The organism is Kushneria sp. Sum13 (assembly GCF_052692355.1).
In genome coordinates, this window is sequence record NZ_CP199847.1 from 162,128 (window position 1) to 188,756 (window position 26,629).

The 26,629-nt window shown below is 59.5% G+C and carries 23 protein-coding genes; 7 read left to right on the plus strand and 16 right to left on the minus strand.

The window, feature by feature from the left end; all coding sequences use genetic code 11:
* Nucleotides 1-59: 59 nt before the first annotated feature.
* The 6 genes from ACUN8C_RS00745 to ACUN8C_RS00770 form a co-directional block, all read right to left on the minus strand.
* Nucleotides 60-1,796, minus strand: coding sequence for a carboxylesterase/lipase family protein (locus ACUN8C_RS00745; protein ID WP_445620481.1), 1,737 nt, complete (start codon nt 1,794-1,796; stop codon nt 60-62).
* A gap of 114 nt (nt 1,797-1,910) precedes the next feature.
* Nucleotides 1,911-3,239: a short-chain fatty acid transporter gene (locus ACUN8C_RS00750; protein ID WP_445620482.1), complete on the minus strand. Its 1,329-nt coding sequence runs from the start codon at nt 3,237-3,239 to the stop codon at nt 1,911-1,913.
* A 354-nt stretch (nt 3,240-3,593) separates the two neighbouring features.
* Entirely contained in the window at nt 3,594-4,562 is a 969-nt protein-coding gene (locus ACUN8C_RS00755; protein ID WP_445620483.1) for a DUF2235 domain-containing protein, read from the minus strand.
* An 87-nt stretch (nt 4,563-4,649) separates the two neighbouring features.
* The gene (locus ACUN8C_RS00760) at nt 4,650-5,270 is read right to left on the minus strand and encodes a cell wall hydrolase (protein WP_445620484.1); all 621 of its coding nucleotides are present in this window, start codon (nt 5,268-5,270) and stop codon (nt 4,650-4,652) included.
* 183 nt (nt 5,271-5,453) lie between these two features.
* Nucleotides 5,454-6,359 carry an oxidoreductase gene (locus ACUN8C_RS00765; protein WP_445620485.1) on the minus strand — a complete coding sequence of 302 codons (906 nt, stop codon included), beginning with the start codon at nt 6,357-6,359 and terminating at the stop codon, nt 5,454-5,456.
* 38 nt (nt 6,360-6,397) lie between these two features.
* Nucleotides 6,398-6,730 carry an antibiotic biosynthesis monooxygenase family protein gene (locus tag ACUN8C_RS00770; protein ID WP_445620486.1) on the minus strand — a complete coding sequence of 111 codons (333 nt, stop codon included), beginning with the start codon at nt 6,728-6,730 and terminating at the stop codon, nt 6,398-6,400.
* Nucleotides 6,731-6,870: 140 nt separating this feature from the next.
* Between ACUN8C_RS00770 and ACUN8C_RS00775 the strand changes: the two genes are divergently transcribed.
* Entirely contained in the window at nt 6,871-7,356 is a 486-nt protein-coding gene (locus tag ACUN8C_RS00775; protein WP_445620487.1) for a cupin domain-containing protein, read from the plus strand.
* 23 nt (nt 7,357-7,379) lie between these two features.
* Here the strand turns inward: ACUN8C_RS00775 and pepE are convergent, their stop codons facing one another.
* Nucleotides 7,380-8,129, minus strand: coding sequence for a dipeptidase PepE (gene pepE, locus ACUN8C_RS00780; protein WP_445620488.1), 750 nt, complete (start codon nt 8,127-8,129; stop codon nt 7,380-7,382).
* 300 nt (nt 8,130-8,429) lie between these two features.
* On the opposite strand from pepE, the gene ACUN8C_RS00785 reads away from it, so the two are divergent.
* Nucleotides 8,430-10,481, plus strand: coding sequence for a TonB-dependent siderophore receptor (locus ACUN8C_RS00785; RefSeq protein ID WP_445620489.1), 2,052 nt, complete (start codon nt 8,430-8,432; stop codon nt 10,479-10,481).
* A 28-nt stretch (nt 10,482-10,509) separates the two neighbouring features.
* On the opposite strand, the gene ACUN8C_RS00790 is transcribed toward ACUN8C_RS00785, so the two are convergent.
* The 7 genes from ACUN8C_RS00790 to bioB form a co-directional block, all read right to left on the minus strand.
* Nucleotides 10,510-12,603, minus strand: coding sequence for a potassium transporter Kup (locus ACUN8C_RS00790; protein WP_445620490.1), 2,094 nt, complete (start codon nt 12,601-12,603; stop codon nt 10,510-10,512).
* Between the two features lie 266 nt (nt 12,604-12,869).
* On the minus strand, nt 12,870-14,219 hold the full coding sequence (locus tag ACUN8C_RS00795; protein WP_445620491.1) for an adenosylmethionine--8-amino-7-oxononanoate transaminase: 1,350 nt from the start codon (nt 14,217-14,219) through the stop codon (nt 12,870-12,872).
* Nucleotides 14,216-14,941: a dethiobiotin synthase gene (gene bioD, locus ACUN8C_RS00800; RefSeq protein WP_445620492.1), complete on the minus strand. Its 726-nt coding sequence runs from the start codon at nt 14,939-14,941 to the stop codon at nt 14,216-14,218. Before bioD ends, ACUN8C_RS00795 begins: the two co-directional genes overlap by 4 nt.
* Complete coding sequence (gene bioC, locus ACUN8C_RS00805) at nt 14,922-15,749, minus strand: malonyl-ACP O-methyltransferase BioC (RefSeq protein WP_445620493.1); 828 nt, start codon at nt 15,747-15,749, stop codon at nt 14,922-14,924. The genes bioD and bioC overlap by 20 nt, the downstream gene beginning before the upstream one ends.
* Nucleotides 15,739-16,497, minus strand: a complete 759-nt coding sequence (locus ACUN8C_RS00810) for an alpha/beta fold hydrolase (RefSeq protein WP_445620494.1) — start codon at nt 16,495-16,497, stop codon at nt 15,739-15,741. Before ACUN8C_RS00810 ends, bioC begins: the two co-directional genes overlap by 11 nt.
* Complete coding sequence (gene bioF, locus ACUN8C_RS00815) at nt 16,494-17,693, minus strand: 8-amino-7-oxononanoate synthase (RefSeq protein ID WP_445620495.1); 1,200 nt, start codon at nt 17,691-17,693, stop codon at nt 16,494-16,496. The genes ACUN8C_RS00810 and bioF overlap by 4 nt, the downstream gene beginning before the upstream one ends.
* Before the next feature lie 13 nt (nt 17,694-17,706).
* Nucleotides 17,707-18,780: a biotin synthase BioB gene (bioB, locus tag ACUN8C_RS00820; RefSeq protein ID WP_445620496.1), complete on the minus strand. Its 1,074-nt coding sequence runs from the start codon at nt 18,778-18,780 to the stop codon at nt 17,707-17,709.
* Nucleotides 18,781-19,037: 257 nt separating this feature from the next.
* Here bioB and fhuE point away from each other — a divergent pair, with 257 nt between their 5' ends.
* The 5 genes from fhuE (at nt 19,038) to ACUN8C_RS00845 (ending at nt 22,959) form a co-directional block, all read left to right on the plus strand.
* Entirely contained in the window at nt 19,038-21,224 is a 2,187-nt protein-coding gene (gene fhuE, locus ACUN8C_RS00825; protein WP_445620497.1) for a ferric-rhodotorulic acid/ferric-coprogen receptor FhuE, read from the plus strand.
* Between the two features lie 110 nt (nt 21,225-21,334).
* Nucleotides 21,335-21,589, plus strand: coding sequence for a hypothetical protein (locus tag ACUN8C_RS00830; RefSeq protein WP_445620498.1), 255 nt, complete (start codon nt 21,335-21,337; stop codon nt 21,587-21,589).
* A gap of 37 nt (nt 21,590-21,626) precedes the next feature.
* Nucleotides 21,627-21,878, plus strand: coding sequence for a type II toxin-antitoxin system Phd/YefM family antitoxin (locus ACUN8C_RS00835; protein WP_445620499.1), 252 nt, complete (start codon nt 21,627-21,629; stop codon nt 21,876-21,878).
* On the plus strand, nt 21,875-22,129 hold the full coding sequence (locus ACUN8C_RS00840; protein ID WP_445620500.1) for a Txe/YoeB family addiction module toxin: 255 nt from the start codon (nt 21,875-21,877) through the stop codon (nt 22,127-22,129). Before ACUN8C_RS00835 ends, ACUN8C_RS00840 begins: the two co-directional genes overlap by 4 nt.
* A 50-nt stretch (nt 22,130-22,179) precedes the next feature.
* On the plus strand, nt 22,180-22,959 hold the full coding sequence (locus tag ACUN8C_RS00845; RefSeq protein WP_445620501.1) for a carbon-nitrogen hydrolase family protein: 780 nt from the start codon (nt 22,180-22,182) through the stop codon (nt 22,957-22,959).
* Nucleotides 22,960-23,019: 60 nt separating this feature from the next.
* Here the strand turns inward: ACUN8C_RS00845 and ACUN8C_RS00850 are convergent, their stop codons facing one another.
* Together ACUN8C_RS00850 and ACUN8C_RS00855 are read right to left on the minus strand one after the other, a co-directional pair.
* Nucleotides 23,020-24,330 carry a DUF3100 domain-containing protein gene (locus ACUN8C_RS00850; RefSeq protein WP_445620502.1) on the minus strand — a complete coding sequence of 437 codons (1,311 nt, stop codon included), beginning with the start codon at nt 24,328-24,330 and terminating at the stop codon, nt 23,020-23,022.
* Between the two features lie 128 nt (nt 24,331-24,458).
* Nucleotides 24,459-26,555 (minus strand): hypothetical protein, encoded by a 2,097-nt coding sequence (locus tag ACUN8C_RS00855; RefSeq protein WP_445620503.1) that lies wholly within the window; start codon nt 26,553-26,555, stop codon nt 24,459-24,461.
* Nucleotides 26,556-26,629: the final 74 nt, after the last annotated feature.

Sequence of the window (26,629 nt, forward strand, 5' to 3'; positions counted from 1 at the left end):
ACGTCCCGTTTGCGTTGGATCATGCGCCCAGCATAGACCACGCCGGAAGACCGGGCCTGTCAGCCCTGATGGTCCGGCTCGGGAGGTGCATCGGGGGCGGCCACCCAGCGGCCCTCGATCATGTCCAGCCGTTCCCACCAGGGGTCGCGCATCACCTGTGGCCCGTCATCCTGAGTGAAATCCACCAGCTTCTCCTGCGTCGGGTCATGCCGGGGCCACTGTGGCAGGCCCTCGCCGTTGGGGTCACCGGTCAGCGCGAAGTTGACCACGTAGCGATGAAAGGCCGTGGCCGTGGTGCGGTCGCTGTCGTCGATCGAGCTGCCGTAGAGCGCATCAAGATGATCAAAAAGATAGGGAATATCGGTGGCATGCGGTGCGCCTGCCCAGTCGGCACGGCGCGGCGCGGCGACATGCGAGAAACGATAGCGCCACACCGGCTGGCCGGCGGCGTACATTTCATCGGCAATAAAGCGCGCCGGCTCCGTCATGGTGCGGTCGCGCCCGATCTCCTTGGCCAGCGTTTTCAGATTGACGTTGCCGTTGGGGTCATAGAGCGCGCGCATGCGATCGGCATTATCGCCAAAGGTATCGAAAAGCTCGGTTTTCGAGGCGGCATCCGCGCGCCCCAGATCCATGCTGGTCGAGCCGATCAATAGCGGTATCTTTCGCTGCTGCTGCTGTTTGAATCGGTTCTGGGTCTCATCGACCAGAAGCCGGCCATCGCGCACCGGACCCCCGACATAGGTCTCACGCTCGCGGTTGGGGGTATACATCATGCTCATGTTGAGATCCCCCGTCACCGCCTCGGCCGGCAGCGCGCGCAGCGCCTCACGCGCGGCCTCATCGTTGCCCTCGATGCCGTGACGCTGTGCAAAGCGGGTGCCGAAGCTATCGGCCGATGGATTGTCGGGGTGGTCGTCATGCAGGCCATGGCGCACGGCGCGCAGCCCGCGGCCGCCTCCGGACATCACCACGGCGCGCTGAAAGAGACCCTCGGTGGCGGGGCTTGCCATCAGGTTGAGAATCGAGTTGCCGCCGGCAGATTCGCCGACCAGGGTGACCTGATTCGGGTCGCCGCCGAAGCGGTCAATATTGCGTTTGACCCACTCAAGCGCCCGGATCTGGTCCATGACGGCATAGTTGCCCTCCAGGGCGTCATTGCCGTCTTCGCCGTCCAGCGCCGGATGAGAGAAAAAGCCAAAGCGCCCCAGTCGATAGTTCAGGCTGACATAGAGCACGCCATCACGGGCAAAGCTCTGGCCGTCATAGGCCGGTGAGGACGCGCCACCGTTGACGTAGGCACCACCATAGAGCCAGACCACCACCGGGCGACCCGGGCCATCGGTTGCGGCCGCCTGTCCATCGGTGGCGGCCTCTCGCGCGCTGTCCGGTGTGTCGCGTCGAGCGCCATCGGGTTGCCAGACATTGAGATAGAGACAGTCCTCATCGGGGCGCTCATCCCCGGGTGAGGCGCTGCTGGACAGTGGCTTTTGCATGCAGTCGCGGCCAAATCGCGTGGCTTCGCGGACATCCTGCCAGGGTGTGACGGGCTGCGGCGGGCGCCAGCGGTTCTCTCCTACCGGAGGTGCGGCAAAGGGGATGCCGCGATAGACCGAAAAACCCTGATCATGCTCGCCGCGCAGCAGGCCGCTGTCAGTGCGAACGACCGGGGCATCATTCGCCGCCGCCAGAGCGGCGGCCACCTCAACGGCCATCGCCTCATCGATTGCGACGGGTGCCGGAGGGCTCTCGGCCACGGCGAGGCCGGCCGACAGGCTCAGCACTGTCCACATCATCAGGATGACGCCCTTTCTTCCTGCCCCTGCCCGCATGTCCTCTCCCTGTCCGCCGATCCTCTGAGTGAGACTAAAGATGGACACGGTCGTTCACTCGGGCAAGGCGCATCGGGCTCAGATCAAAAACATGGCGATGCCCAGCACGACACCGCTCACCAGCATGATCACCGAGGTATAGCCCATGATGTCGCGAATCTGCAGACCGGCAATGGCCAGCAGGGGCAGCGTCCAGAAGGGTTGCACCATGTTGGTCCAGGCATCGCCCCAGGCCACTGCCATGGCCACATTGGCCATGTCGGCATCGAGCTGGCGGGCGGCATCAATCACGATGGGGCCCTGCATGATCCACTGACCGCCGCCGGCCGGGATAAAGAAGTTGATCAGCCCCGCGCTAATGAACGAATAAAACGGCAGGGTCTCGCTGCTGGCAATCGAGACCAGCGCACTGCCGATATCGGTGGCCATGCCGGTGCCGGCGATCACGCCCATCATGGCGGCGTAGAAGGGAAACTGCATGATGATGCCGTAGGCCGTGCGCGACCCGTCGGTACAAAAGGCGATGTATTCACGGGCGTGGCGGGAAAACAAAAGCCCCAGCGCGAAAAAGCCCAGAATGACGGTATTGATGTTGACCCCGCCGCCGGTCACGAAATGATCCAGCAGCCAGAGCAGCGCAATCACGCCCAGTGTCAGCGGAATCAGGCGTGAGTACTCAAGGCGCTGGGCCGGCGTCATGCGTGAGCGGTCGGGCTCGGGCACGGCGTTGATGTCATCGCTTTGCTCGCTGTCCGGCAGGCTGGTCCGGGCTTCACCGATGCGTGGGCGCATTGACACCAGCACGGCCGGCACCACCAGCACCATGGCCGCCAGAATGGCCAGGTTGCCGATCGAAAAGACTGTCTGAGATACCGGGATGATACCCATCTCGGCTTCCAGAAAGTGTCCGGGATTGGCGATGACGGTGGGGATCGAGCCGCCATAGCCGCCGTGCCAGACGATAAATCCCGAGTAGGCCGCTGCCACCACCAGCGGATAGTGCACCCGGCCGCGGTGAACAATCCCCATTTCGCGGGCCACCAGACCGCCGGCCACCAGCCCGAAGCCCCAGGAAATCCAGCTGCACAGCATGGCCACCAGTGTGGTGGCCACGATCACCTGCACCTCGGTACGCGGCAGGCGGGTAAAGGCGATCAGGGCACGGCGCACCGGGCGGGTGTGGGCCAGGGCGTAGCCACTCACCAGTACCAGAATGATCTGGCAGGTGAATTCATAGATGCTGAAAAAACCGTTGCCCCAGTAGTCCAGCACCTGGCGCGGCGCATGGCCGTCGCCCCACACGATGCCGAGCCCCAGCACCACAAGTGTGAGGAAAAACAGGAAAACAAAGGCATCCGGCAGATAACGCTCGGCGATGTGAGTAAACAGACGGCCAATGACACGCATGAAAGATCAGGCTCCCGAGGGTGGTCATGAATTGTTGTAATGGCTGGCGTTCATTGCAGGTTGTCATGCGTACAGCGACAGGCGCCGTCGAGTATCGACAAGGTCCGGGTCGCTGCGAACGGTAGACGCACAGGGGCCGTCACTGACCTGGCAGAAGTGCTCATGGGCAGTGTGATACGGGGAACTTCAGCTTGAGGCGGGTTTGATGAATCCTTTGGCACGCCCAGGGATGGGATGGCTGTCCGGGGCGCATCAAAAGGGTGGTCAGGGGGCGGCGCGGTGCCCCAGGCCGTTACCAGTGACCCGGGGAAATTCACTCATTAATTCGTGACGTCTGATGCAACAGGGCGCGTTCTACTCACGCGCCTGTTGGCGGGCGGCCGGCTGATAGCCATCGACCTGTTCGATACGTGTTTGCACGCTCTCATCAATCAGGGCACCGCAGGGATAGTGACGTCTTCTGGTGCCCAAAAGCCGCCATGGCCCTGAGGCCTTTTGATGCAACATGCCCGCCGGATCCCCCTGAATGCGGGACAGATCGTCCTGTTCCAGCAGCAGCCCGTGTTCGGTCGCACGCTCCAGCATCCAGCGCAGGGTGATGTCGGAGAGCCCGCGCTCACGGTACATGCCGCCCACATCACCGTGGCTGCCGGCAAACCAGCGCTGCTCGATGTGCTGCCCGTCCCGGGCCTTGCTTTCATCCCAGGGGGTCGGCGAAAAGGGTCGGCGCTTTTCATCCAGCGCCAGAGCGTGATAGGCGAAACGTACGCCCGGGCTCAGGCGTCGGTTGTGGAATTTGCGCATCGAGATCAGACAGCCCAGTGCGCCGACGGTATCCCACACGCCGACCAGCCAGGGCTTGCAGGAACGGGCAAAGGTGTCGCGAAAGGTCCGCAGGCTGGTGGCGTCATCGCCCCGCAGATACCGGCGGGTAATCTCCTGCACCATGTTGTCGTGGTGCGGATAAAGAATGCCGCAGCGGTCGATCATCGACGCCAGCGAGCGCGCGGTGAAGGCGCCACGACTGAAGCCGAATAGAAACACGCGGTCGCCGGGCTCGTATTCGTTCATCAAAAAGCGGTAGGCATCTTCCATGTTCTGCTGGATGCCGTAACCGAAGGCGGTGCCCAGCGCGCGCCCCAGCGCCCGCCCGACATCAATGCCGAAAAAGGGCGCGGCAAAGGTGCCGACGCCCGGGCTGTAGAAGGCCTTTTGCTGATCGCCGTGACGTTTGATCAAGCGAAACAGGTGCACCACATTGGTGTTGACGCGACTGAACTGCTGATTGGTGCCATCACAGCACACCACAAGATTCTTGCCCATCGATGCCGCTCCGCCCTGATGCAGAAGTAATGTCGGGGCCTTTAGCGTAGCGGCCGGCAGCGCCTGCGCCAGTCACACCGATCGAGCTCAGCTCGGCGGGCGATAAAACAGGAACTCGCCGGTTTCCGCAGTCTCCACGAAACTCGATGCCCAGCTCGGCGTCATGCCGCGGTGATGGAAAAAGAGTGCCCCGCGGGTGCGATCGCGCAGGCTGCCGTTGAGGGCCCGTCGAGCGACTTCACGGGCGGCGGCGTACTCTCCCAGCTCGTTGGCCTCGTCCGGGCGACCATCGCACCACCATGAGAACTGACAGCTGCCGGTTTCCGAGCCCTCCTGCACCACGCCGCACAGGGTCGGGGGGAAACCGCTGCTGCCGAGGCGGTTCATGATCACGCTGGCCACTGCTTCCATCTCTCGCTGGTTCGTGCCCTTGGTCTCCCAGTAGATGGAGCGGGCCAGACAGGTCACGGCATCATCGAGCGGCGCCTGGCCGCGCGGGTCGATTGCGCGCGTCCCGTCACTGGTGAGACGAACGTGGGGCGGCGGGGGTTGAACGCCGCCTTCGTTGGAGGCGCGCTGTTCCAGCAGCTGGGCCTTTTGCTGGGCTACGGCGCGCTGGGTGGTCTCGGAGGCCTGACTCGATGAGATCCCTAGGCCGGTAACAAGGCTGACAACAAGAATCAGGGCGTAACGCATGGCAGCTCTCATGGCGAAAAACCCTATCCTACGCATTCCACCGGCGGCCGGGAAACCGTCCCTGAGTGGAGAGTAATTGCGGCACAGATACCAAAAGCGCCCGGGCGGGCGCTCCAATGCTGTTTGGCCGCTGATGACCCCACGCCCGAGACCTTTTGTGGACTCCCGCCGTGCTGACGTCGTGTCGAGCCTTGATCAGGCGGACCATTCCGCGCCGGTCAACTCACAGGAGACCTGCCAGAGCCGCTCGCCTTCGGCCTGATCACGTGCCGTTTTTGAAAGCCGGGCGCGTTTGGGCGCACCGCGCGTTTCCCCGGTGCCATCGGGGCCGAAGTAATCGCCCGGTCGAATGTCGCTGGAGGTCGCGGCATGGATCGTGGGCCGGGCACCGTCGGCGGCATTCTGGCTCAAAAGCGGCATGGCCAGCCGAAAAAGCGTGCCCACCAGCGGGCGGCTTTTCACTCCATGGTTGAAAAGCGCCGTGCGCGACAGCCCCGGGTGCGCTGCCAGGCTGTCGAGCCCCCAAAGCTCCTGGTTGCTGTGGCGCTGCAGGGTCTGGCTGAACATCAGCATGGCCAGCTTTGACTGACGGTAGGCCCGCCAGGGGTCATAGTCGCGTGCCCCCTGCAGGTCATCAAAGTCGATGTGCCCGCCCCGGTGGGCAAGGCTTGAGAGCTGGACCACCCGTGGGGCTGGCGCGTGCATCAACTGCGGCAGCAAAAGGCTTGTCAGCAGGAAATGGCTCAGATAATTGACGCCGAACTGACGCTCGAAACCTTCCTCGGTGAGTTCGCGCCGGGGCAGGGCCATGACGCCGGCATTGTTGATCAAAAGATCCAGCGACGGCTCGCGTGCCTGCACGCGGGCGGCAAATTCCCGCACTGACGTCAGCCGGTTGAGATCGAGCAGTTCAAGACACACGTCGGCCTTGGGGGATTCATCCCGCAGCGCCTCGACAGCCGCCTGCCCCTTCGTTTCATCACGCGCGGCCACGATGACCCGGTAGTGCTGATGCATCAGGGCGCGGGCGGTTTCAAACCCCAGCCCCGTATTGGCACCGGTCACCACGGCCAGTGGCCGTCTATCGGCGTGATCACTCATGACAATGCTCCGCAGTGGACAGGCAAGCCATCACGCCATCAGGCGTGATTCGCCTCGCTGATGGTCTGGATGACCTCGAAACCTTCAAATTTCGGTGGCCCCAGATAGAGCCCCTCACGGCGGCTCTGGCCGGCATTGGCATGCGCGGCGCGAAAGGCCTCGGAGTGGGTCCAGGCATCAAAATCCTCGCGCGAGCGCCAGATCGTGTGGGAGGCGTACAGCACGTGATCCTCTTCCTGCGGGCCGCGCAACATATGAAACTCGACAAACCCGGGCAGCCCCTGCAGATGGGTTTCACGCTCCAGCCAGAGTTGCTCGAATTCCTCTACTCGCTCGGGATTGACCCGAAAACGGTTCATGGCAATAAACACCGTGCACGCTCCTGTCGTCTTCAATCGGGCGCACTGTGCGCCGGGTCATGTCATGACGATGGCACCTTGGCGGCGTTCGGGCAAGACTATCAGGCAAGCCAGGGCACATCGGGCTACTGCACTTTGGGAGGGTATCTGTCATGACACCAGTCATCAGTCTGTCACGGTTGATCAAAAAACCCTGGCAACAGGGAAATGTTTACGAAGGCTCGGAAGCCGGTCTGGGCGCACTGCTGGGCTTGAAGTCCCTGGGCATTACGTACAATGAAGTGCCCCCGGGCAAATCGGGCTGTCCCTTTCATAACCATCACGTGGAGGATGAGATTTTCGTGATTCTGGAAGAGGAGGGCGAATATCGCCTTGGGCAGAATCGCCATGTGGTCACGGCGGGTGATGTGCTGGGTGCCCCCGCCGGCGGCATGGACACCGCGCATCAGTTGATCAATACCGGCAATCAGCCGCTTCAGTATCTGGTCATTTCCAGCAGGGCCGCGGCCGATATCATCGAGTATCCCGACTCGGGCAAGTTCATGGCGCGTAGTGGGCCTCCCGATCAGCCTCGCGTTCGGCTGTTGGGCCGACACGATGACGCGCCTTCCTACTGGGAAGGTGAACCGGGCGCATAGGCTCGGGCGCATTACCACAGGATTCACGGCGCTTTGGGGTCGTCTCCTGTGCCCTCCGATCCACGCAGGCCGTCGCAGGCCTGTCCTGCCTGAAGGGCCCGGGTGCCCTGATGGGTCAACAGCCAGGCGTCCCGGTTACCGAGCAGTTCGAAGTGCTCGCCTTCCTGGCGCAGGGCCGTGCCTTCCGGCAGGGCCACCACCTGCATGCCCGGATTAAGCGCCAGATACTCTATCAGGCGCTCTTCCCGGCTCTCGCCGTGGTGTCCGGCGCTCTTGTCGACGATGAAGTGAGGGTTGATCTGAAAGGGCACCAGCTCAAGGGTTCGAAAGCTCGGAGGCTCGACAATCGGCATGTCATTGGTGGTGCACAGGGTTGGGCCTGCCAGGTTGGCACCGGCACTCCAGCCAATATAGGGCAGGCCCTCACCCACGCGCTTGCGAATGACATCCATCAGATTTAGGTCGTAAAGCCGGCTGACCAGTGCAAAGGTATTGCCACCGCCCACGATCAGCGCCTCGGCACGGCGGATCGCCGATTCGGGGTCGTCGCTGTCATGCAGGCTGTCCAGCGTGATGTCGCCGAGATCAAGCGCGGCGCGGACGTGGTCCAGATAGGTGTCGAAACCTTTACTGACTCCGGCGTGGGGGATAAACAGCGCGCGCGTGATCCTTACAGGATGAACGCTCAGAAAGTCCTTGATCAGAGGGCGTGTCCAGGCCAGATAGCCGGTATCACCGGCCATGGCGCTGCTCAGCAGGAGAAGTCGTGACATGTCATGGTCCTGTCAGGGCTTTTGTCTGTAATGCCCCCGGGGTTTGAGCCGGGAAATCCCAAATGTTCGGGACAGTCGTTTCGATACTGCCAATGAGACAAATTAAAAGCCATCTTCTTATTTGAGAATGATTATTATTGACTTTGGTTGAGTGGCTTCTCAGAATCCCTTCGCTTTTTAATATTAATAACGGGTGCGTCAAACGCATCGGCAAGGGACATCATGACAACGTCATCGCGCGCTTTGGCGAGAAGTATTCACCTTACACCGGTTTCTCGTGGCTATTTTCTGGGAACATTCATGGCCGCCTCCGCGGCCCTGCTGTCGACCACGACGGCCATGGCGCAGGATAATGGCACTGCTGCACTTGAAACGATGACGGTCGAGGCGGCCGCCGTACCCGACAGCGCGGCCGGACCGGACAGCTCCATTGTGGCGCGTCGCACCATGACCGGCTCCAAAACCGATACCGAGGTGCTCGATCTTTCCAATAGCGTCTCGACCGTCACCGAAGAAGAGATGCGCACGCGCAACGTGCAGAGCCTTGAGCAGGCGATCGGCTATACGGCAGGCGTGGCGGTGGATCAATACGGCGGTGATGACCGCTATGACTACTTCATGATTCGTGGTTTTGACGGCACCTCGGCCGGTACCTATCGGGACGGACTGAGCCGCCGCACAGTCAACTTTACCGGCGGCAAGCTCGAGCCGTACGGTCTGCAGCGCATCGATATCCTCAAGGGGTCGACCTCGACGCTGTTTGGCCTCAACGCGCCGGGGGGCATGGTCAATGCGATCACCAAACGCCCGCTTGATTACGATTTCGGCGAGGTCTACACCACGCTGGGCGATGACCACACCGAGACCGCAGCCGACTTTGGTGGCCCGATCGATCAGGCCGGCGAGTGGACCTATCGCATCACCACCAAATGGCAGGATGCCGAGCTCAGTGCCGACGAGACCCGTGATGACCGTTTCTATTTTGCACCGGCCCTGACCTGGAAGCCCGATGACAACACCTCGCTGACGTTTCTCGCCGATTTCAACAAGCGTCGCGGCAATACCTCGCATGCCATTCCGATCGGTTCAAATATCGATCCGGAAACCTTTCTCGGCGAGCCCGATTTCAACGATATGGATCGCTTCGAGCGCAATGTCGGCTATCTGTTCGAGCACAATTTCCAGAACGGGCTGACCTTTCGTCAGAACGCCCGCTATACCCATCTGGACATGGACTACCGGCACGTCTATCTCAGCGATGCCGATCCGGCCGACCGTCGAGATGCCTATGTGGTCGCCGGCGAGCGCGATCAGTACGCCATCGACAACCAGCTGCAGTTTGATCACGAGTTTGAGGGCATCAGGACCCGGACCCTGGCAGGGTTTGATTACAACAACGATGAGGTCGACGAGCGCTCCCGCTTTGGCAGCGCCGGCGGGATCGATATCAGCAATCCGCGCTATTGCGGCGATGCCTGCGTGACGCTGGGTGCGCCCTCTGACTTTCGCCAGAAACAGCTGTCACGCGGCACCTATTTACAGGAAGAGCTGACCTTCGATGATCGCTGGATCGTGACGCTGGGCGGTCGCTACGACGAGATCAAAACAGACACGGCTGATGCGACATACAGTGATTACGCCTTTACCAAACGGGCCGGTCTGACCTGGAAGGCACTGGAGAACCTGTCGCTGTACACCAACTATTCGGAGTCCTTCCAGCCACCTTCAAGCCGCAGTCTGATCGTGGGCAGCGCCGAGCCCGAGGAGGGGCGACAGTATGAGGTCGGCGTGAAATATCGTCCGACCGACAATGCACTGGTGACACTGGCCGCGTTCGATCTCACCCAGGAAAACGTCACCAAACAGGTAACACCGAGCATTTATCGCCAGGTCGGTGAAATCAACGTTCGCGGACTCGAGCTTGAAGGCAAGCTGGCCCTCAACGACCGGCTCAACATGACGGCGGCGTATTCGTACTGGGATCCCGAGATCAAGGAAGACGGCCTGACCGGCAACGAGGGCAATCGCCCGATGCTGGTGCCGCGCCACATCGCCTCGGTATGGGCCGACTATACGATCCCCGGCGACAGCACCCGCGGTGATCTGACCCTGGGGCTGGGCACCCGCTTTGTCGGCGACACCTGGGTCGACGATGAAAACAGCGACAAGGCCGCTTCCTATACGCTGGTCGATGCCATGGCCCGTTACGATCTCACCGAGAATGTGGATCTGGCCGTTAACGTCACCAACCTGTTTGATCGGGACTATCTGACCTACGTCGACAACGTCAGCAATAGTGGCTTCTACGGCGATGGTCGATCCGTTTTGACCACGCTGCGCTATCACTGGTAGGGACGGCCACTGACCGACGCGACGCCGATCAGATCTCCACGCGCAACCCGAGTTCGACCACCCGCTGCGGCGGCACCTTGTAGTACGACGTAGGCTGGATGGCGTTGCGTGACATGAAGGCAAAAAGCTTCTCGCGCCAGAGCATCATGCCCTCCACCTCGTCGGTGGGGATGATGGTGGCCCGGCCGACATAGAAAGTGGCCTGTTCCATGTCCACCTCGATGCCGAAGTGTTCGGCGAAACGCACGGCCACCGGCACGTTGGGGGTCTGCATGAATCCGTAGCGCACGATGACCCGGTAAACGCCCTGGCCGAGATCATCGATCTCGAGTCGCTCGGCGGCCGGGATCCGCGGTGAATCCTCGGTGCGCACCGTCAGCAGCAGCACGCGTTCGTGCAGCACGCGATTGTGTTGCAGATGATGCTGGAGCATTGGCAGGGTGCCGGCATCGCTGCCGGTCAAAAAAATCGCGGTGCCTTCGACACGGATCGTCTCGCTGGTGGCCAGTTCGGCCACGAAGTCCTTGAGCGGATCCTGTTCTTCATCGTGCTGCGCTTCATCATGTGCGAGCCGTTTGCGCAGCAGTTCGCCGCCGCGCCGCCAGGTGCCCATCAGTGTGAACATGACCACTGCGGTCAGCACCGGGAACCAGCCGCCGTGCGGTACCTTGAGCAGGTTGGCGCCGAAAAACGGCAGATCGACCAGTAAAAAGGCCACGGTAATGGGCCCGGCCACCCACATTGACCACTGCCAGCGCTCACGCATGATGAAAAAGGCGAGAATCGTGGTGATCGTCATCGCAAAGGAGATGCCCACGCCGTACGCCCAGGCCAGGTTTGTCGAGGTGCGAAACCCCAGTACGAGACCGATGGTCGCCAGCATCAGCAGCCAGTTCAGCGTGGGCACATAGATCTGGCCGTACTCCTCGGATGAGGTCTGAAACAGCCGCATCGGTGGCAGCTGGCCGAGCTGAACGGCCTGGCGGGTCAGCGAAAAGGCCCCTGAAATGACCGCCTGCGAGGCGATCACGGTGGCCACCGTAGACAGCACCACCAGCGGATAAAGCGCCCAGTCCGGGGCAAGGTTATAAAACGGCTGGGCGGCGGACTGACCCTGTGAATGGATCAGCATCGCGCCCTGGCCGTAATAGTTGAGCAGCAGCGCCGGCAGGACCAGCCCGAACCAGGCCAGCTGGATCGGGCGTCGGCCAAAATGCCCCATGTCGGCATACATTGCCTCGCCGCCGGTCACCACCAGAAAGACCGCCCCCAGCACCACAAAGCCCGTCCAGCGGTTGAGGGTGAAAAACTCCACCGCCCGCAGCGGATTGATCGCCTTGAGCACGCTCGGCTCGTGCGCAATGCCGTAGACGCCGAGCAGGGCAAGGGTCAGAAACCACACGATCATCACCGGCCCAAAGAAACGCCCGACCGTTTCGGTGCCGCGCGACTGGATCGCAAACAGCAGGACAAGAATCACGATGGTGATCGGGATCACATAGGGTTCGAAAATGGTGGTGGCCACGTTCAGGCCTTCTACCGCGCTGGACACCGAGATCGCCGGGGTGAGCATGAAACTGCCATAGAGGAGTGCGGTGCCGAATACGCCAAGCTGAAGCAGAAACTTCGAATGCCGACCGGCATTCCTGCGCCACGGATTGAGCAGGGCGACCAGCGCGAGCATGCCACCCTCGCCATTATTGTTGGCCCGCGTGACGAACAGCATGTATTTGGTCGAGACCACTAGAATCAGCGCCCAGAAAATCAGCGACAGAATGCCCATCACGTTGGCATCGCTGGGCACCAGATTGCTTGAGCCGCGAAAACACTCGCGCAGGGCATAGAGAGGACTTGTGCCTATATCACCGTAGGAGACGCCCAGTGCGGCCAGCCCGAGCACGAACAGACGTTTGGTACTGAGGCTGCGCTCTTCGGCCTCGCCGCTTTCGGCCTGCTCCTCATGCGACCAGGGCTGGGCAATCTGCTCCTGTTCGCTTCTGGTCGAGGCGCGCTCCAGCGCGTCTTCCTTTTTTTCTCCATTCGGGTCTTCTGCATTCCGATCTTCGGCGCTTTGGTTTTCTGCCTTCCGGTCTGCGTCGCGCGCTGTCTTTTTATCGGACATCTGTCTACCACCGATGGTGTGACGTGATCGTCTTTTTTGTTATGCCGCCTTCGAAAGCCTCGACCCTGCGGTGATCACCATCGCTGTGAGCTGACGCCTGCCTGCGGCCGCTGTTCTGATCTTTATTATTTCGATAGTAGTGAGCCCGGGTTCGACTGTCGAACCCGGACGGTGCCCTGCCGACCAATGGTGTAATGGCCCGAGAACGTGAGGGGGAATGTCGCGGCGGGGCCGGGGGTGGCGCTCCGCGAATCCTGTTTTTGGTGCTACTGCCCGGTCGCTATCTCCAGCCCTTCGCGGGTCACGTCACCGAGAAAGTCGATTTCCTCAGGGGTGATCACGTAGGGTGGCATCCAGTAGATGACGTTGCCCAGCGGGCGCAGCATGGCGCCGCGAGACATGGCGTGTTGAAAGACCTTGAGCCCGCGACGTTCGCGAAAGTCATAGGGCTCAAGGGTCGCCCTGTCCTTCACCATCTCGATGGCGACCACCATGCCGGTCTGGCGCACATCGCCGACGTGCGGGTGTTCGCTCAGCGGTGCCGTGACCTGCTCGATGTGTGCCGCCTTTATTCGATTGGCCGCGATGACATCGTCATCTTCCAGAATATCGAGCGTGGCCAGCGCCGCGGCACAGGCCAGCGGATTGCCGGTGTAGCTGTGCGAGTGCAAAAAGGCTCGCAGCGTTGAGTAGTCGTCATAGAAGGCGGCGTAGATCTCATCGGTGGTCATCACCACCGACAGCGGCAGATAGCCGCCGGTGATCGCCTTGGACAGACACAGGTAGTCCGGACGCACGCCGGCCTGCTCGCAGGCGAACATCGTGCCGGTACGCCCGAAGCCGACGGCAATTTCATCAAATATCAGCTGCACGTTGTGTCGATCGCACGCTTCGCGCAGCCAGGTCAGATACTGCGGCGGGTACATGCGCATGCCGCCGGCACACTGGATCAGCGGCTCGACAATCACGGCGGCCAGTTCATCACCATGACGCTCGAGCGCGGCCTCCATGTGGGCAAAGGCCGCCCGGGCCTGATCGACCCACTGATCACGCGGCAGACCGAAGCCATCCGGCGCCGGCACCTTGATGACATCCAGCAGCAGCGAGCGATAGGTGTCGGTGAAAATCGCCACATCGCCCACGGACAGCGCGCCCAGCGTCTCGCCGTGATAGCCGTTGGTGATGGTCAGAAAGCGCCGCTTCTCCGGCCGCCCCTGGTTGTGCCAGTAGTGATAGCTCATCTTCAGCGCCACCTCGATGGCCGACGAGCCGTTGTCGGCATAAAAGCAGTGGCCCAGACCTTCGGGTGCCAGCCGGCCCAGCCGCTCGGAGAGTTCGATCACCGGCTGATGGGTAAAACCCGAGAGAATCACATGCTCAAGCGTGTCCAGCTGAGTCTTGATCCGGTCATTGATGCGCTCGTTGGCGTGACCGAGGATATTGACCCACCAGGAACTGATGGCGTCCAGGTAGCGCTTGCCTTCGAAATCCTCGAGCCACACCCCCTTGCCCGAGCGAATGGGGGTGACCGGCAGGGTTTCGTGGTCCTTCATCTGCGTGCAGGGATGCCAGAGGCTGGCGAGATCGCGCTGCATCCATGTGGCGTTATCGTTCATGAGGTTCCAACCAGAGGAGTGATATCAAGATAAAAACCGGCCCGCTCCGGGGTCGGGTCCGCAAGGTGTGGCACCACCCCCAGACAGGGAATGCCGCCGCGCCGGCTCAGCCAGTGCTCAAGCGTTGCCAGGTTCTCCTCCAGCCGGGCAGTGCGGTCATCGATGACGTTGGCGACCCAGCCGGCGACGCTTAATCCATCACGCTCGATGGCCTCTAGGGTCAGCCGGGCGTGATTGATGGCGCCGAGCCGCACACCGACCACCAGAATGACCGGCAGATCCAGCGCCACGGCCAGATCGCAGAGCGACGCTTCATCGTTCAAGGGCACGCGCCAGCCGCCGGCGCCTTCGATCAGGGTCAAATCGGCCTTTTGGGCGAGCAGCGTCTGCATGGGTGCCAGAAGGGCGGCCACCGATAGCTCGACATGGGCCTCACTGGCCGCAATATGCGGTGCAATGGCCGGTTCAAACGCCGCTGGATTGACCGCATCGTAGGAAAGCGCAGGCTCGCACTGGGCCTGCAGGGCCAGGGCATCGGCGTTGCGCAGACCCTGTGAGGTGCGCTCACTGCCGGAGGCCACGGGCTTGCCGGCGGCGGTGCTCAGCCCCCTGGTGCGGGCGGCATACAAAAGTGTCGAGGCAATCAGGGTCTTGCCGGCATCGGTATCGGTGCCGGTCACGAAAAAGGCGGCAGGGGTCATGTCAGGGGATCGATCCGTCATGGGAGAAACCATCGGGCTTTTGCATCACCACAAAAGCGACCCGATAGGTGGTGGGCAAGCCTTCCGGCCTGCGAAAGCGCTCCAGCGTTTGCGTCATGCAGGCCCAGCGTCGGCGGCTCATCAGGCCGTGGCGGGACGGTCTATCGGGCGTCGCCGCCCCGACGGCCTTCAGCGCCCGCAGGCTCTCTACGCCGCTGTCATGAAATACCCGGTAATCGGTGCAGTTCAGGGTGCGTTCGGTCAGCCGGCTTGCCTGCAGCTGCGCCGAGAGCGCCTCAGGCGTGATGAACGCATTGCCCCGGGGGCAATCGTCCAGCGTGGCCAGAGCGGTTTTCAGCTCGGCAAGACTGCCGTCGAGCAGGGTGGTAAAGGCGAGCCATCCGCCCGGACGCAGCGTGCGTTCGGCCTCCTGAAGAAACCCGGCGGGTGAGGGGCACCACTGGATGGCAAGACTTGAGACCACCATGTCCAGACTGGCGCCCTCAAAAGGCAGGTACTCGGCGTCGCCGAGCTGCCAGCACAGCCGGTCATGGCCGTGGCGGCGGGCGGCGGTCTCGAGCATGCCGAGGGCCGGGTCCACGCCTGTCACCAGCGCGCCGGGGTAGCGCTCGCGCAGCCCGCGGGTGACGTATCCGGTGCCGCAGCCGACATCCACCAGATGCCTCGGCGCTTGACCCACCGGAAGGGCGTTCAGCAGTACATTGGCCACGTCGCGCTGGAGCCCGGCGTGGTCATCGTAATGGGGCGCGGCTTTTGAAAAGCACTCGGCGATGCGGTGTTTCAGGGTCGGTGCCGCTTCAGCAGTCATGCGCGCTTCTCCTGCCGTGCCACTCGATAAAGGCCGCCATGCGTCGGGCGCACTGTTCGGGATGCTCCAGCGGGAAAGCGTGACCGGTGTCAGAAAGCTGATGAACCCTGCTGTTCTCGGGTAGGCGCTCGCTGATGGCGGTACAGGCGCTGACGGGGGCCAGAGCGTCAAATTCGGCAAAAAGATGCAGCCCGGGGCATGAGGCGCGCGTCAGATGTGAACGCAGATCGATGTGTTGAAGCAGCGAGAGTCCGGCCAGCGCCTGCTCGACGCTCATGGTCATCGCATGGGCCTCAAGCTGGCGGATCATCGGATAGAGCGGCGTGGTGCCGCGAGCAATGAGCGCCATAAAGCGCGACAGGGTCTTCTCGGGGGCGCTTGCCCAGCGGGCTCGAAAGGCCGCCAGCGTGGCCGAGGGCAGGGCACAGCCCCAGTCCCGGCGGGTGATGAAGCTGGCATTGCTGCCCAGGGTCATGACGCCGGGACAGCGCGACCCACGCCGGGCGGACAGGGCAATGGCCAGCATGCCGCCCAGTGACCAGCCGGCCAGCCACGCGTGATCGGGCAGCCGGTCATCCAGCTCATCGAGCCATACCTCAAGGGTATCGTCGTCCAGTGAGGGCAGTGTCGCGCATTCGATGGTCCAGTCGGGCAGTGGCGCCTTGAGTGCCGCAGCCAGCGGGGCCAGTGCCGAAGGAGCCATGGCCCATCCGGGCAGCAGGATCAGGGTTGGAGCGGCGGGCATCATGAGTTTGCTGTCCGACAGCAGCGCTCAAGAGCGCAGAGCAGTCGATCCAGGTCTGCATCGGCGTGGGCCGCCGACAGCGTCACGCGCAGCCGTGATTGCCCCGGTGGCACCGTGGGTGGGCGGATGGCAGTACACAGGATACCTTCTTCATGCAGACGTTCGGACAGTGCCATCGCTGCCTGCTCGCCGCCAATCAACAGCGGTTGAATGGGCGTCTCGGAGGGCATCAGCGTGATGCCGGGCAGCGCCAGCCCGGTCAGCTCCTGGCGAAAGCGCTGGATCAGACGGTGAAGGTGGCGGCGTCGTTCAGGCTCGGTCTGCACGATATCCAGCGCGGCCAGGGTGGCCGCGGCCAGTGCCGGTGAGAGACTGGTGGTATAGACGAACGGGCGGGCAAACTGGATCAGGGCCTCAATCAGCGTGTGGCTGCCGGCTACAAAGGCACCCTGGGTGCCCAGTGCCTTGCCCAGCGTGCCCACCAGAATGGGCACTCGGTCAGCCCCCACATTCTGCGCCTCCAGCGTACCGGCACCTGAGGCGCCCAGCACGCCGAGACCGTGCGCGTCGTCGATCATCAGTGGAACGTCATGACGCTGTGCCAGCACGGCCAGCGCCGCTATATCCGCGCTGTCGCCATCCATGCTGAAGACCCCATCGCTGACCAGCAGCCGGGAGGATTCCGGCGAAAGTTCGGCCAGTATCTGCGTGGCCATCGAGACGTCGCCATGATCAAAGCGATGAAGGCGGGCGCCTGACTGGCGTGTGCCATCCAGCAGCGAGGCGTGGTTGAGCCGGTCATGAACAACATGGCCGCCGCGGGACATCAGCGCCGAGATCACCCCCAGGTTGGCCTGGTAGCCGCTGGAGAACAACAGCGCCCGTTCACGCCCGGTCCACTGCGCCAGGTGCGCTTCCAGCCGGTCATGGATCTCCTGATGGCCGTTGACCAGATGCGAGGCGCCACCGCCGGCGCCATGGCGACGCGCGCCGTCACACAAGGCCTCGACCACACGCGGATGCGTGGCCAGCCCCAGATAATCGTTGCTGCAAAAGGTCAGCATGTCCCGGCCATCGATGCGGGTACGGACGCCGGCATCGCACTGGCTGCGACGCTGGCGGTAACGCCCGGCCGCTTTTTGCTGCTCGAGGCGATGGTGAAGGGTCGTTTCAAAGGCCGTCATGTCAGAAGCGTTCATCTCGAAGACCTTCTCAATGCGCGGCGGCATCGGTGGTCATAGCCTTGATCCGTGCCTGGCGAATCCGGTCGTTGAGCACCGCCTCATGGGTGGCGTCATCGACATCGTGTCGCGGCTCCGGGTAAAGCCCCAGCCGCTTGAACAGGCGTTGGTCGTGATCGGCCTGCGGGTTCTGCGCCGTCAACAGCCGCTCGCCATAGAAGATCGAGTTGGCGCCGGCTAAAAAGGCCAGGGCCTGAGTGTCATCGCTCATCAGCTCGCGCCCGGCGGCCAGGCGCACGTGGGAGGCGGGCATCAGAATGCGCGCGACCGCGATGGTGCGCACGAACTCGATAGGGTCAAGATCCTCGACGTGCGCAAGCGGTGTGCCTTCGATGCGGATCAGCATGTTGATCGGCACGCTTTCCGGATGGACCGGCAGGTTGGCGAGCTGCTGCAACAGCCCCGCGCGGTCGTTGACGCTCTCGCCCATGCCCAGGATGCCGCCGGAGCAGATCTTCATGCCGGCCTGACGCACGTGATCGAGCGTCTCCAGCCGGTCGGCGTAGGTGCGAGTGGTGATGATCTCGCCGTAGTACTCCGGTGAGGTGTCCAGATTGTGGTTGTAGTAATCAAGCCCGGCATCCTCGAGCGCCTCGGCCTGATCCCGGGTCAGCATGCCCAGCGTCATGCAGGTTTCCAGCCCCATGGCGCGCACGCCGCGCACCATCTCCAGCACATACGGCATGTCTTTTGCCCGCGGGTTTTTCCAGGCCGCGCCCATGCAGAAACGGCTTGCCCCTACGGCCTTCGCCCGGCGCGCTTCCTCCAGCACGGCCTCGACCTGCATCAGCTTTTCGCGTTCAAGGCCGGTGTTGTAGTGACCTGACTGCGGGCAGTACTTGCAGTCCTCCGGGCAGGCGCCGGTCTTGATCGACAAAAGCGTCGAGATCTGCACGGCGTTGGGATCAAAGTGCTGGCGATGCACGCTCTGTGCCCGAAACAGCAGATCGTTGAAGGGCAGATTGAGCAGCGCTTCGATCTCGTGACGCTGCCAGTCGTGACGGTAATGTTCGGCTCGGGGAGAACCGTGATCGGAGATGGGCATGGCGCGGTTAACCTGATGGGTTTTAAAAGATAACGGCTACCTTGCCAGTCTCACTGGTTAACTTCAAATTTCTAAAAAGTTAACGGAGTAGGCATGTCATTGGGTTTCGATCAGCTCAGGCTGTGACGATGCGATAGTTTTTCGCTTGAAAATGAGAATAATTGTTATAAACGTTGACTTTGCATTAACCGCTTCATCAAAATTCGTGGTCCATAACATCTATAAACGGCGCGCCAGGCGCGTCAGCAAGGGACTCCATGAAAAAGCCATCCTGCGGTCGGCGTGCGCCTGTCTCTCAGCGCCCGCGTCGTACCGGTCGACACGTTCTGACGATCGTGACCACCGGCGCCTGTCTGATGTCACCTGTCATGGCTCAGGCCGATGACGCCACCATTGATACCCTCACCGTCACGGCCACCAGCCTTTACGACAACATCGGCTATACCCGGCGCACTACCGGTGCCGGCACCCGCATGAACCTGGCGCCAAAGGAAATCCCGCAGACGGTCAGCATCATGACCGAGCAGCGCCTGAAGGATCAGAACCTCGAGACCATCGAAGACGCGCTCATGAACACCACGGGCATCTCTGTCCGGCGTATCGACAGTGATCGGGTGCAGTTTTTTGCACGCGGCTTCAATATCAACAGCTATCAGTATGATGGCATCCCGACGCTCAATACCGACGGCCGCTGGTATTTCGGCGAAGGGGCACTCAATACGGCGATCTACGATCGGATTGAGGTGGTGCGCGGTGCGAATGGGTTGATGACCGGCGCCGGCAATCCGGGGGCCTCGGTCAACTTCGTGCGCAAGCACGCCGACAGCCGCGAGCTGACAGGGTCTGTCTCCGGCACGCTGGGCAGCTGGGACAAGCAGCGCGGCGTGGTGGATGTCACCACCCCATTGACCGAATCCGGCGACGTGCGTGCCCGCTTTATCGGCGGTTATGAGGACCGCGACAGCTATCTGGACCGCTACGGCAGCCGCAAAAATTTCGGCTACGGCATCATTGATGCCGATGTCACCGAGAACACCACCGTCTCGGTCGGCTATGACTATCAGAACACCCACAACAGCTCGCCTACCTGGGGCGGCTTCCCGCTGTGGTACAGCGATGGCGGGCGTACCGATTACACCCGCTCTTTCAGCCCGGCACCGGACTGGTCCCGTTATGAGTTTGAGTCGGAAAAGGTGTTTGCCGGGCTTGAGCATCATTTTGCCAACAACTGGCAGCTGCGTGGGAACGTCACCCACGAAAAAACCAATATGGATGGCAAGCTGGCCTATCTTTCCGGGTTCCCGGACCGTACGACCGGGCAGGGCGTATCGGTCTTTCCCGGCTGGAATCGTGGCGAGCGCAAGGTAGATTCGGTCGATGCCTATGCCAACGGTCCGTTTGAGCTGATGGGGCGCCAGCATGAGCTGGTTTTTGGCGGCAGCTACAGCAAGCAGTCCAATGACTATGAGGGGCGTTACGATCCGGTCACCAACACCTATCCGTCAGGAGGTGATACGGGCAATTTCAATGACTGGAATGGTTCGCTGTCACAGCCGGACTGGGCTGGTTTTGCTCCTTCCGAAAGCGCCAGCACCCAGCAGAAATCCGTTTACACGGCTGCAAGGCTTTCACTCGCTGATCCAGTGACGCTGATCGTCGGCGCGCGTTATACCGACTGGACCGGGCGAAGCTGGGCCAACGGTACAGGCAATGATCGTCAGAGCCAGAGTGAAGTCACGCCCTACGGCGGCCTGATTTACGACATCAACGACACCTGGTCGGCCTTTGCCAGCTACACCGAAATCTTCCAGCCGCAGGATTATCTGGATTTTGGTGGCAGCTATCTGGAGCCGATCGTGGGTAAAAACTATGAAACCGGCGTCAAGGCCGCCTGGTACGACGGTCTGGTCAATGCCTCTTTCTCGGTATTTCGTATCGAGCAGGATAACGTTGGTGAAGTGGCAGGCCAGCTGTTGAGTGGCGGGCGTAACTATTACTCGGCGGCGCAGGGTGTCGTCAGCAAGGGCTTCGATGCTGAAGTGACCGGTGCGGTAACTGACAATCTCGACATGACCGCCGGTTTTACCCACTACACCGCGACAGATGATGAGGGTGCCTTCAGCACGGGTCAGCCCCGCACCCAGGCGAACCTGTTTGCCAGCTACCGTGTCCCGCAGTGGGAAGCGCTGACCGTGGGCGGTGGGTTCAACTGGCAAAGCCATATCTTCGAGCGAGATGTGCCCGGGCCACAGGGCGATGAAAAGGTCGAGCAGGGCAGCTACACGCTGGTCAATCTTTTCGGCCGTTACGCCTTCACGAAGGATCTGGCGCTGCAGGTCAACGTGCGTAACCTCTTCGACAAGAAGTACTACAGCTACCTCGACGGCTACGGCGTTTACGGCGAGCCGATGAACATCACCTCCACGCTGACGTACTCGTTCTAATCCTTCGCCATAAAGAATACGGCCGACAATTCTGTCGGCCGTTTTTATTCGTGTTCGCTAAAATGATCGTGCGACACTGGGCGCCACCGCCACACTCGTGGAGTTCTGTCATGTCCACCGGTTCGCTTGTGACCCTTGCCCGTTTCATCTTTCCCCATGAAGCCCATGTGTTCATGGACCTGCTGGCATTCCGTGGCCTTGCGGCGTTTATCGCTGATGAGCAGCTGATCACGATGCAGTGGATGTGGGAGACCGCGCTGGGCGGCGACGTGTGTGGTGTTTCCATTGCCGTCAGTATCTCGAAAATTCCTGTACCACCGGCAGCAGTGAAAAACCATTGCGCGCTTTATTGGTATGTACAATAATCTGTACGGTACAAAATCCTGTACAGGAGAAAGCATTATGGATGCCATCAGCTATACCGCTGCCAGAGGCCAACTGTCCAAAACCATGGAGCAGGTGTGTGAAGACCACGCACCCATCATCATCACGCGCAGCAAGGCACCTTCGGTGGTGATGCTCTCGCTGGAAGACTACGAAGCCCTGCAGGAAACGGCCTATCTTCTGCGCTCACCCAACAATGCCCGCCGCCTGCTGGAATCCATGGCCGAGCTGGAGCAGGGCGACGGCCGGGAGAAGGAGCTTCTTGAGTGAAGCTTCTTTTTTCCGAAAACGCCTGGGAGGACTACCTGTACTGGCAGAAAACCGACAAAAAAGTGCTGAGCCGTATCAACAAGCTGATCAAGGAAATTCAGCGCCAGCCATTTGAAGGTGTGGGTAAACCGGAGCCGCTCAAACACGGTTTTTCAGGTTATTGGTCCCGACGAATCAATGACGAGCATCGAATTGTTTATAAAGTGACAGACGACGCGCTGATGATTGCGCAGCTTCGATATCACTATTAAAGCCTGACACCACCGGTTCATGGCGGTATCAACACAAAAGAGGCATCGATATGACCGGCAGCACCCACGACATCACCATTGCTCTGGCGCAGCTGCCGATTACCCGCGGTACCGTGGCAGATAATCTCGCTACCCACCTGCGTTACATCGAACAGGCCGCCCGGCACGGCGCCGACGTGGTGATGTTTCCCGAGCTGTCGCTGATCGGCTACGAACCGGATCTGCTGGAAGCGCTTGCCATGCCATCCGATGCCGAGGTGTTCGAGACGCTGTCGGATGCTGCCACGACCCACAACCTGGTCGTGGTCGTGGGCTGTCCGCTGTTCAACGACGGCGGCAGGCCCCACATCGGGGCGCTCATCTGCTTTCCCGACGGGAAGCGCACACTGTATGCCAAACAGCATCTGCATGAGGGTGAAGCCGCGTACTGCTCGCCGGGCCATGAGGAGTGTCTCTTTACCGTCAACGGCGTGCGCCTCGCGCTGGCGATCTGCGCCGATTTTGCCCACCCTGCCCATGCGGAAGCCGCCGCTGTCCGGAACGCGCAGGTGTACCTGGTCAGCGCGCTGATTTCCGAAGCCGGCTATGACGTTGATGCCGAGCTGCTTGCAGGTATTGCACGGCGCCATCAGCTGCCGGTACTGCTCTCCAACCATATGTCCCACACCGGCGGCTGGCAGACCTGCGGCAGAAGCGGCAGCTGGAATACCAGCGGGGAGCGGGCTGTTGGGGCTGAAGCCAAGGATGCCGCTCTGGTGCTCTGCACGATCAGAAAAGGGGCGGTGGATGGCGCGTCCGGGCGCGTTATTACGATGGAGGAGGCATCGTGACGGAGCAGCATAAAAAAGCCCACCGTCCGGTGGGCTTTTTCGTGATGCGTGATTTGAGTGTCAGAGCAGTAGCTGGGCAACTGCGGCCGAGCCGAGGTAGGTGCCGGTAAACACCAGCAGCGACACGATCACCAGCTTCCAGCCGGTACGGCGGAACATCACGAACTCGTGCCGGCTCAGGGCCAGGCCGGCATAGCCCAGTGCCGGGGTCACGATGGCCAGGAAGTTGACGGCTGAAAGCTGCTCGACCAGCCACGCACTGCCGGGGAAAAACGGCAGCGTCACCAGAATGCTGATCAGCGAGACCCACGCCACCGCCGGCAGGTAGAAGGGCATGAGGCGCGTCACGGCCAGCCCGGCCAGCGTCATGAGATACAGCATCACCATGCCCGGCAGCGCGCCCCAGAGCTCGCCGCTGCTGATGGTATTACTCAGCCAGCCCACCACGCACACGGCGGCCAGCGTCAGCGCCGTACGGCCCAGCTGCTGCTCGGGGCGTACGGCGTCACCGCCCTGTTCGCCGCCGCTTGCCTGTTCGGTTGAATCCTGCGTGCCCCCTTTTTTCTGGCGTCTGGCATTCAGGCGACGATAGAGCCATTCGGCGACCGGCAGAGCGATAAACAGCGACACATAAAGTCCGGTGGCATAGGTCAGTAGATTGCTGGCGCCGGAGAAGGCCAAAAGCTCCTCGCGCAGGGCCGGCACCGCCTCGGTCAGGGCGCCTGAGCAGGCAGCCACCATGCTGGCACTGCCCACGCCGCAGGCCATGGCGAGCGCATGAGGATCAAACAGATCCATCGACGCCAGAAAGCCCGCCATCAGCGCAAACCAGAGGGTGCCGAACATGGTGCCGACCACATAGACGCCCATCACGCCGATGCCTTCGAGGCCCTTGAGGCCGTAGCGATCCGAGATGATCGCGATGTTGGGCTCCCGCGCTATCGAATAGGTCGCCCCGATCGCCTCGCGTCCCATCTTCAGCACCAGCACGGCAAAGGGCAGGGCGATCAGCATGGTGCCCAGGTTACCCAGCTCCTGAAGAATCAGCGCGGGACCGGCGCTGACGATCTGATCGGTCGCCGGCCCAATGGTGGACCCAAAGCGGGCGATGAACGGCATGATCGCGATCAGGGTGATCGGCGCGGCCGCAGCGCTCAGACGCGGCGGCACCAGCGCGTGAAATCGGGTGGTCAGATGCGGGTTCAGCACGATGGCCAGCGCAAAGGTATAAAAAAGCGGCAGCAGCAGTAGCGTCCCGACCCCGGCCGGTATCTTGATAATGCCGATCCACTCGGCCAGCAGCGAGAGGATGACGACCAGCCCATGCAGGCGCAGAAAATTGAGCGGTGACACCCGGTTGGCAGACTTCATGACGCGTTCCTGTTGTTGTGTACAAACGGCCGGCAGCGACCGGCCGGCGCCTATTGTAGGGGAGTCGGAGGCATTATGAAGTGTATAGTGCTCTAGCTTCTGTGAGTATTTTTATTCATAAAGATCTACTAATAAAATTGATCCATTTCTCTTAGCGTTGCAAGTAAGAATCTATCCAGAATTCTTTGCTGGATAACGAAATAGGCTCCATCCAGTTGTGAGAAATCTCTTTTTTCCAAATCTTCTTCTAAAAATGAAAAAAGCTTTGTAGAGGCTTGATCATTCAGATGAAGATGGTCTCTCTCGTTTCTATAGACCTTGATACGGTCTAAAGTAGGCCATAAAAAAATATACTCTTTTTGAATGGTACCCCAAAAATATTTTGAGTCACTTTTGCTTTTGCCGTATCTTTCTATAGACTCTACAAAGCTTCGGTTTAATGCGTTTATAAAAAAAGAAAAATTTTCAGCTGTGTCAGCTACGTTTATATTTGAAAGTTGTTCTGCTTCTGGGAAAGAGTTGGGGCCAAAAAGAAACGGCTTTTTATGCTTTTCAATTAACTTCTCAAGCACGCGCATTTCCGAGCATATTTGCTCTATTCTACCTTTTAGCCATGGTTCTCTTTGGTTTTTTTCGACGATAGGATATATGAGTTCTCTGCCTTCCAATCTCTGTGACTCTAATGCAATTCTTTTAGCTACCACAGGTATATTTATGATATGGTTTTTTCCATCCTCTTTTATTAGTTGATATCCTTTTAAGTGCTTTATTTCTGGAGATTCTTGAGATTTTTTTCGGAACTCTAGTTCTTCCCCTATAGATAAAAGTTCAAGTAGACGATACTCTTCTGGATAAAATTGCCTGATTTCTGAAATCACATGGTCGCTATAGAAAACTAACTCTCTATCTATCTGACCCTTGTGTTCATTAAATTTTTTTCCATCGACTTGTATCGGTTTTTCATTTTTACCGTTCAAAAAAGTATTGAGATTACTGCAGGCTTGTCTTGTAAGAAGGGGGTGACCTCCATACCAATTATGAATTTTACAACAAGTATCAGATTCAAACTTCAATCCCATTCTTTTGCCTAGTTTTTTTATCATTATCTTCACTTCTTCAGAGCATAGTCCAGTAAGATACTGATGAGGAACAATTCCAAAGAGTGGGTTTTGAATGCCATTTATAGAATCTTTTTCTACGATTGTTGGGTTAACTCCTGCAATAATAAAAGATATACATTTATAGCGACTCTGGCATGACCACATTGTTTGCCAAAAATCTATGTAATCTTCATTCCAATGTTTGTCTACTGGTGAAACAAAAGAAATATATTCTATTTCGTCCAGCATAAGTAATATTTTTATTTTTTGGTTTTGGGCTTCTTTAATAACATATTCAAAGTCTCTTGATGCTGTTCTTTCGCTAAAATCACCAGATAGTTTAATTTTTATTTTTTCAGCAATTTCATTTGCTATATCTAAAAGTAATTCGTTCCATCTTGATTTTCGGACATGAGGGACTTTGCAGTCAAAATAAAAAACATTCGCAATTTTTTCTTTTGAACAAGTTCTGCCTAACTTGTATAGGAAAGATGTCTTGCCTGTTTTTCTTAAGCCAAATATCGCTCTATTTTCGCATTGCCTAATGGAGTCTAAATAGCTCATAAGCAAATTTTGTCTACCAAAAAAATAAGCATCATCTACAAGTGGCAAGGTGTAATTGAAAAGATCTCTGCCAAAAAAATGTTTATTTAGTCTATTTCTTATAAACCAGTCATCGCCTCTTAGTTTTGCATTAAGAAGATCGTTTTTGAAGAATGGGATAACTATTCTTGAATCTTGCCGCGAGTCAACATAAGATTCCATCGCTTCTTCGATATTTCTTACATCGGTCACCAAGAAATAGCTTAAAGTTTCTACTCGACCTTTCGCAGGAGAGGAATGTAATATTTTTTCAATTGCTTGGAAAGTTCTTAGCTCAAGTCTTTCGTAAGGGGAATACACTAAAAGAACTTCATTTTCGAACCCATAAGATTCTTTGAAATGCTGCTCGGGTAATAAAAAATATACGTGCAAATCAGTGTTGTGCTCTCTAAGAGATCGTCCCCAAGTTACATCAAATCCGTTTAAAAAGGGCGTCAATAAAGCTCTATGATCAGGATGCCCAAATAAAATTCCTGAGTTTACTTCTGATTTTATTTGTCCCACTAAAGCCCCCGCATCCATAAATTAATGATGTCTCAAGTAGTAAACTTTAATGGTTTTGAGGGTTTTGTTCTACCTAAAAAGAATATTCTGAC

Coding starts and splice junctions, on each gene's coding strand:
- fhuE (WP_445620497.1), top strand. CDS start 19,038: ATGAAAAAGCCATCCTGCGGTCGGCGTGCGCCTGTCTCTCAGCGCCCG.
- ACUN8C_RS00855 (WP_445620503.1), bottom strand. CDS start 26,555: ATGGATGCGGGGGCTTTAGTGGGACAAATAAAATCAGAAGTAAACTCA.
- bioD (WP_445620492.1), bottom strand. CDS start 14,941: ATGACGGATCGATCCCCTGACATGACCCCTGCCGCCTTTTTCGTGACC.
- ACUN8C_RS00760 (WP_445620484.1), bottom strand. CDS start 5,270: ATGAGAGCTGCCATGCGTTACGCCCTGATTCTTGTTGTCAGCCTTGTT.
- bioC (WP_445620493.1), bottom strand. CDS start 15,749: ATGACTGCTGAAGCGGCACCGACCCTGAAACACCGCATCGCCGAGTGC.
- ACUN8C_RS00850 (WP_445620502.1), bottom strand. CDS start 24,330: ATGAAGTCTGCCAACCGGGTGTCACCGCTCAATTTTCTGCGCCTGCAT.
- pepE (WP_445620488.1), bottom strand. CDS start 8,129: ATGTCACGACTTCTCCTGCTGAGCAGCGCCATGGCCGGTGATACCGGC.
- ACUN8C_RS00810 (WP_445620494.1), bottom strand. CDS start 16,497: ATGATGCCCGCCGCTCCAACCCTGATCCTGCTGCCCGGATGGGCCATG.
- ACUN8C_RS00775 (WP_445620487.1), top strand. CDS start 6,871: ATGACACCAGTCATCAGTCTGTCACGGTTGATCAAAAAACCCTGGCAA.
- ACUN8C_RS00750 (WP_445620482.1), bottom strand. CDS start 3,239: ATGCGTGTCATTGGCCGTCTGTTTACTCACATCGCCGAGCGTTATCTG.
- ACUN8C_RS00745 (WP_445620481.1), bottom strand. CDS start 1,796: ATGATGTGGACAGTGCTGAGCCTGTCGGCCGGCCTCGCCGTGGCCGAG.
- ACUN8C_RS00830 (WP_445620498.1), top strand. CDS start 21,335: ATGTCCACCGGTTCGCTTGTGACCCTTGCCCGTTTCATCTTTCCCCAT.
- ACUN8C_RS00765 (WP_445620485.1), bottom strand. CDS start 6,359: ATGAGTGATCACGCCGATAGACGGCCACTGGCCGTGGTGACCGGTGCC.
- bioF (WP_445620495.1), bottom strand. CDS start 17,693: ATGAACGCTTCTGACATGACGGCCTTTGAAACGACCCTTCACCATCGC.
- ACUN8C_RS00785 (WP_445620489.1), top strand. CDS start 8,430: ATGGCCGCCTCCGCGGCCCTGCTGTCGACCACGACGGCCATGGCGCAG.
- ACUN8C_RS00795 (WP_445620491.1), bottom strand. CDS start 14,219: ATGAACGATAACGCCACATGGATGCAGCGCGATCTCGCCAGCCTCTGG.
- ACUN8C_RS00790 (WP_445620490.1), bottom strand. CDS start 12,603: ATGTCCGATAAAAAGACAGCGCGCGACGCAGACCGGAAGGCAGAAAAC.
- ACUN8C_RS00845 (WP_445620501.1), top strand. CDS start 22,180: ATGACCGGCAGCACCCACGACATCACCATTGCTCTGGCGCAGCTGCCG.
- ACUN8C_RS00835 (WP_445620499.1), top strand. CDS start 21,627: ATGGATGCCATCAGCTATACCGCTGCCAGAGGCCAACTGTCCAAAACC.
- bioB (WP_445620496.1), bottom strand. CDS start 18,780: ATGCCCATCTCCGATCACGGTTCTCCCCGAGCCGAACATTACCGTCAC.
- ACUN8C_RS00755 (WP_445620483.1), bottom strand. CDS start 4,562: ATGGGCAAGAATCTTGTGGTGTGCTGTGATGGCACCAATCAGCAGTTC.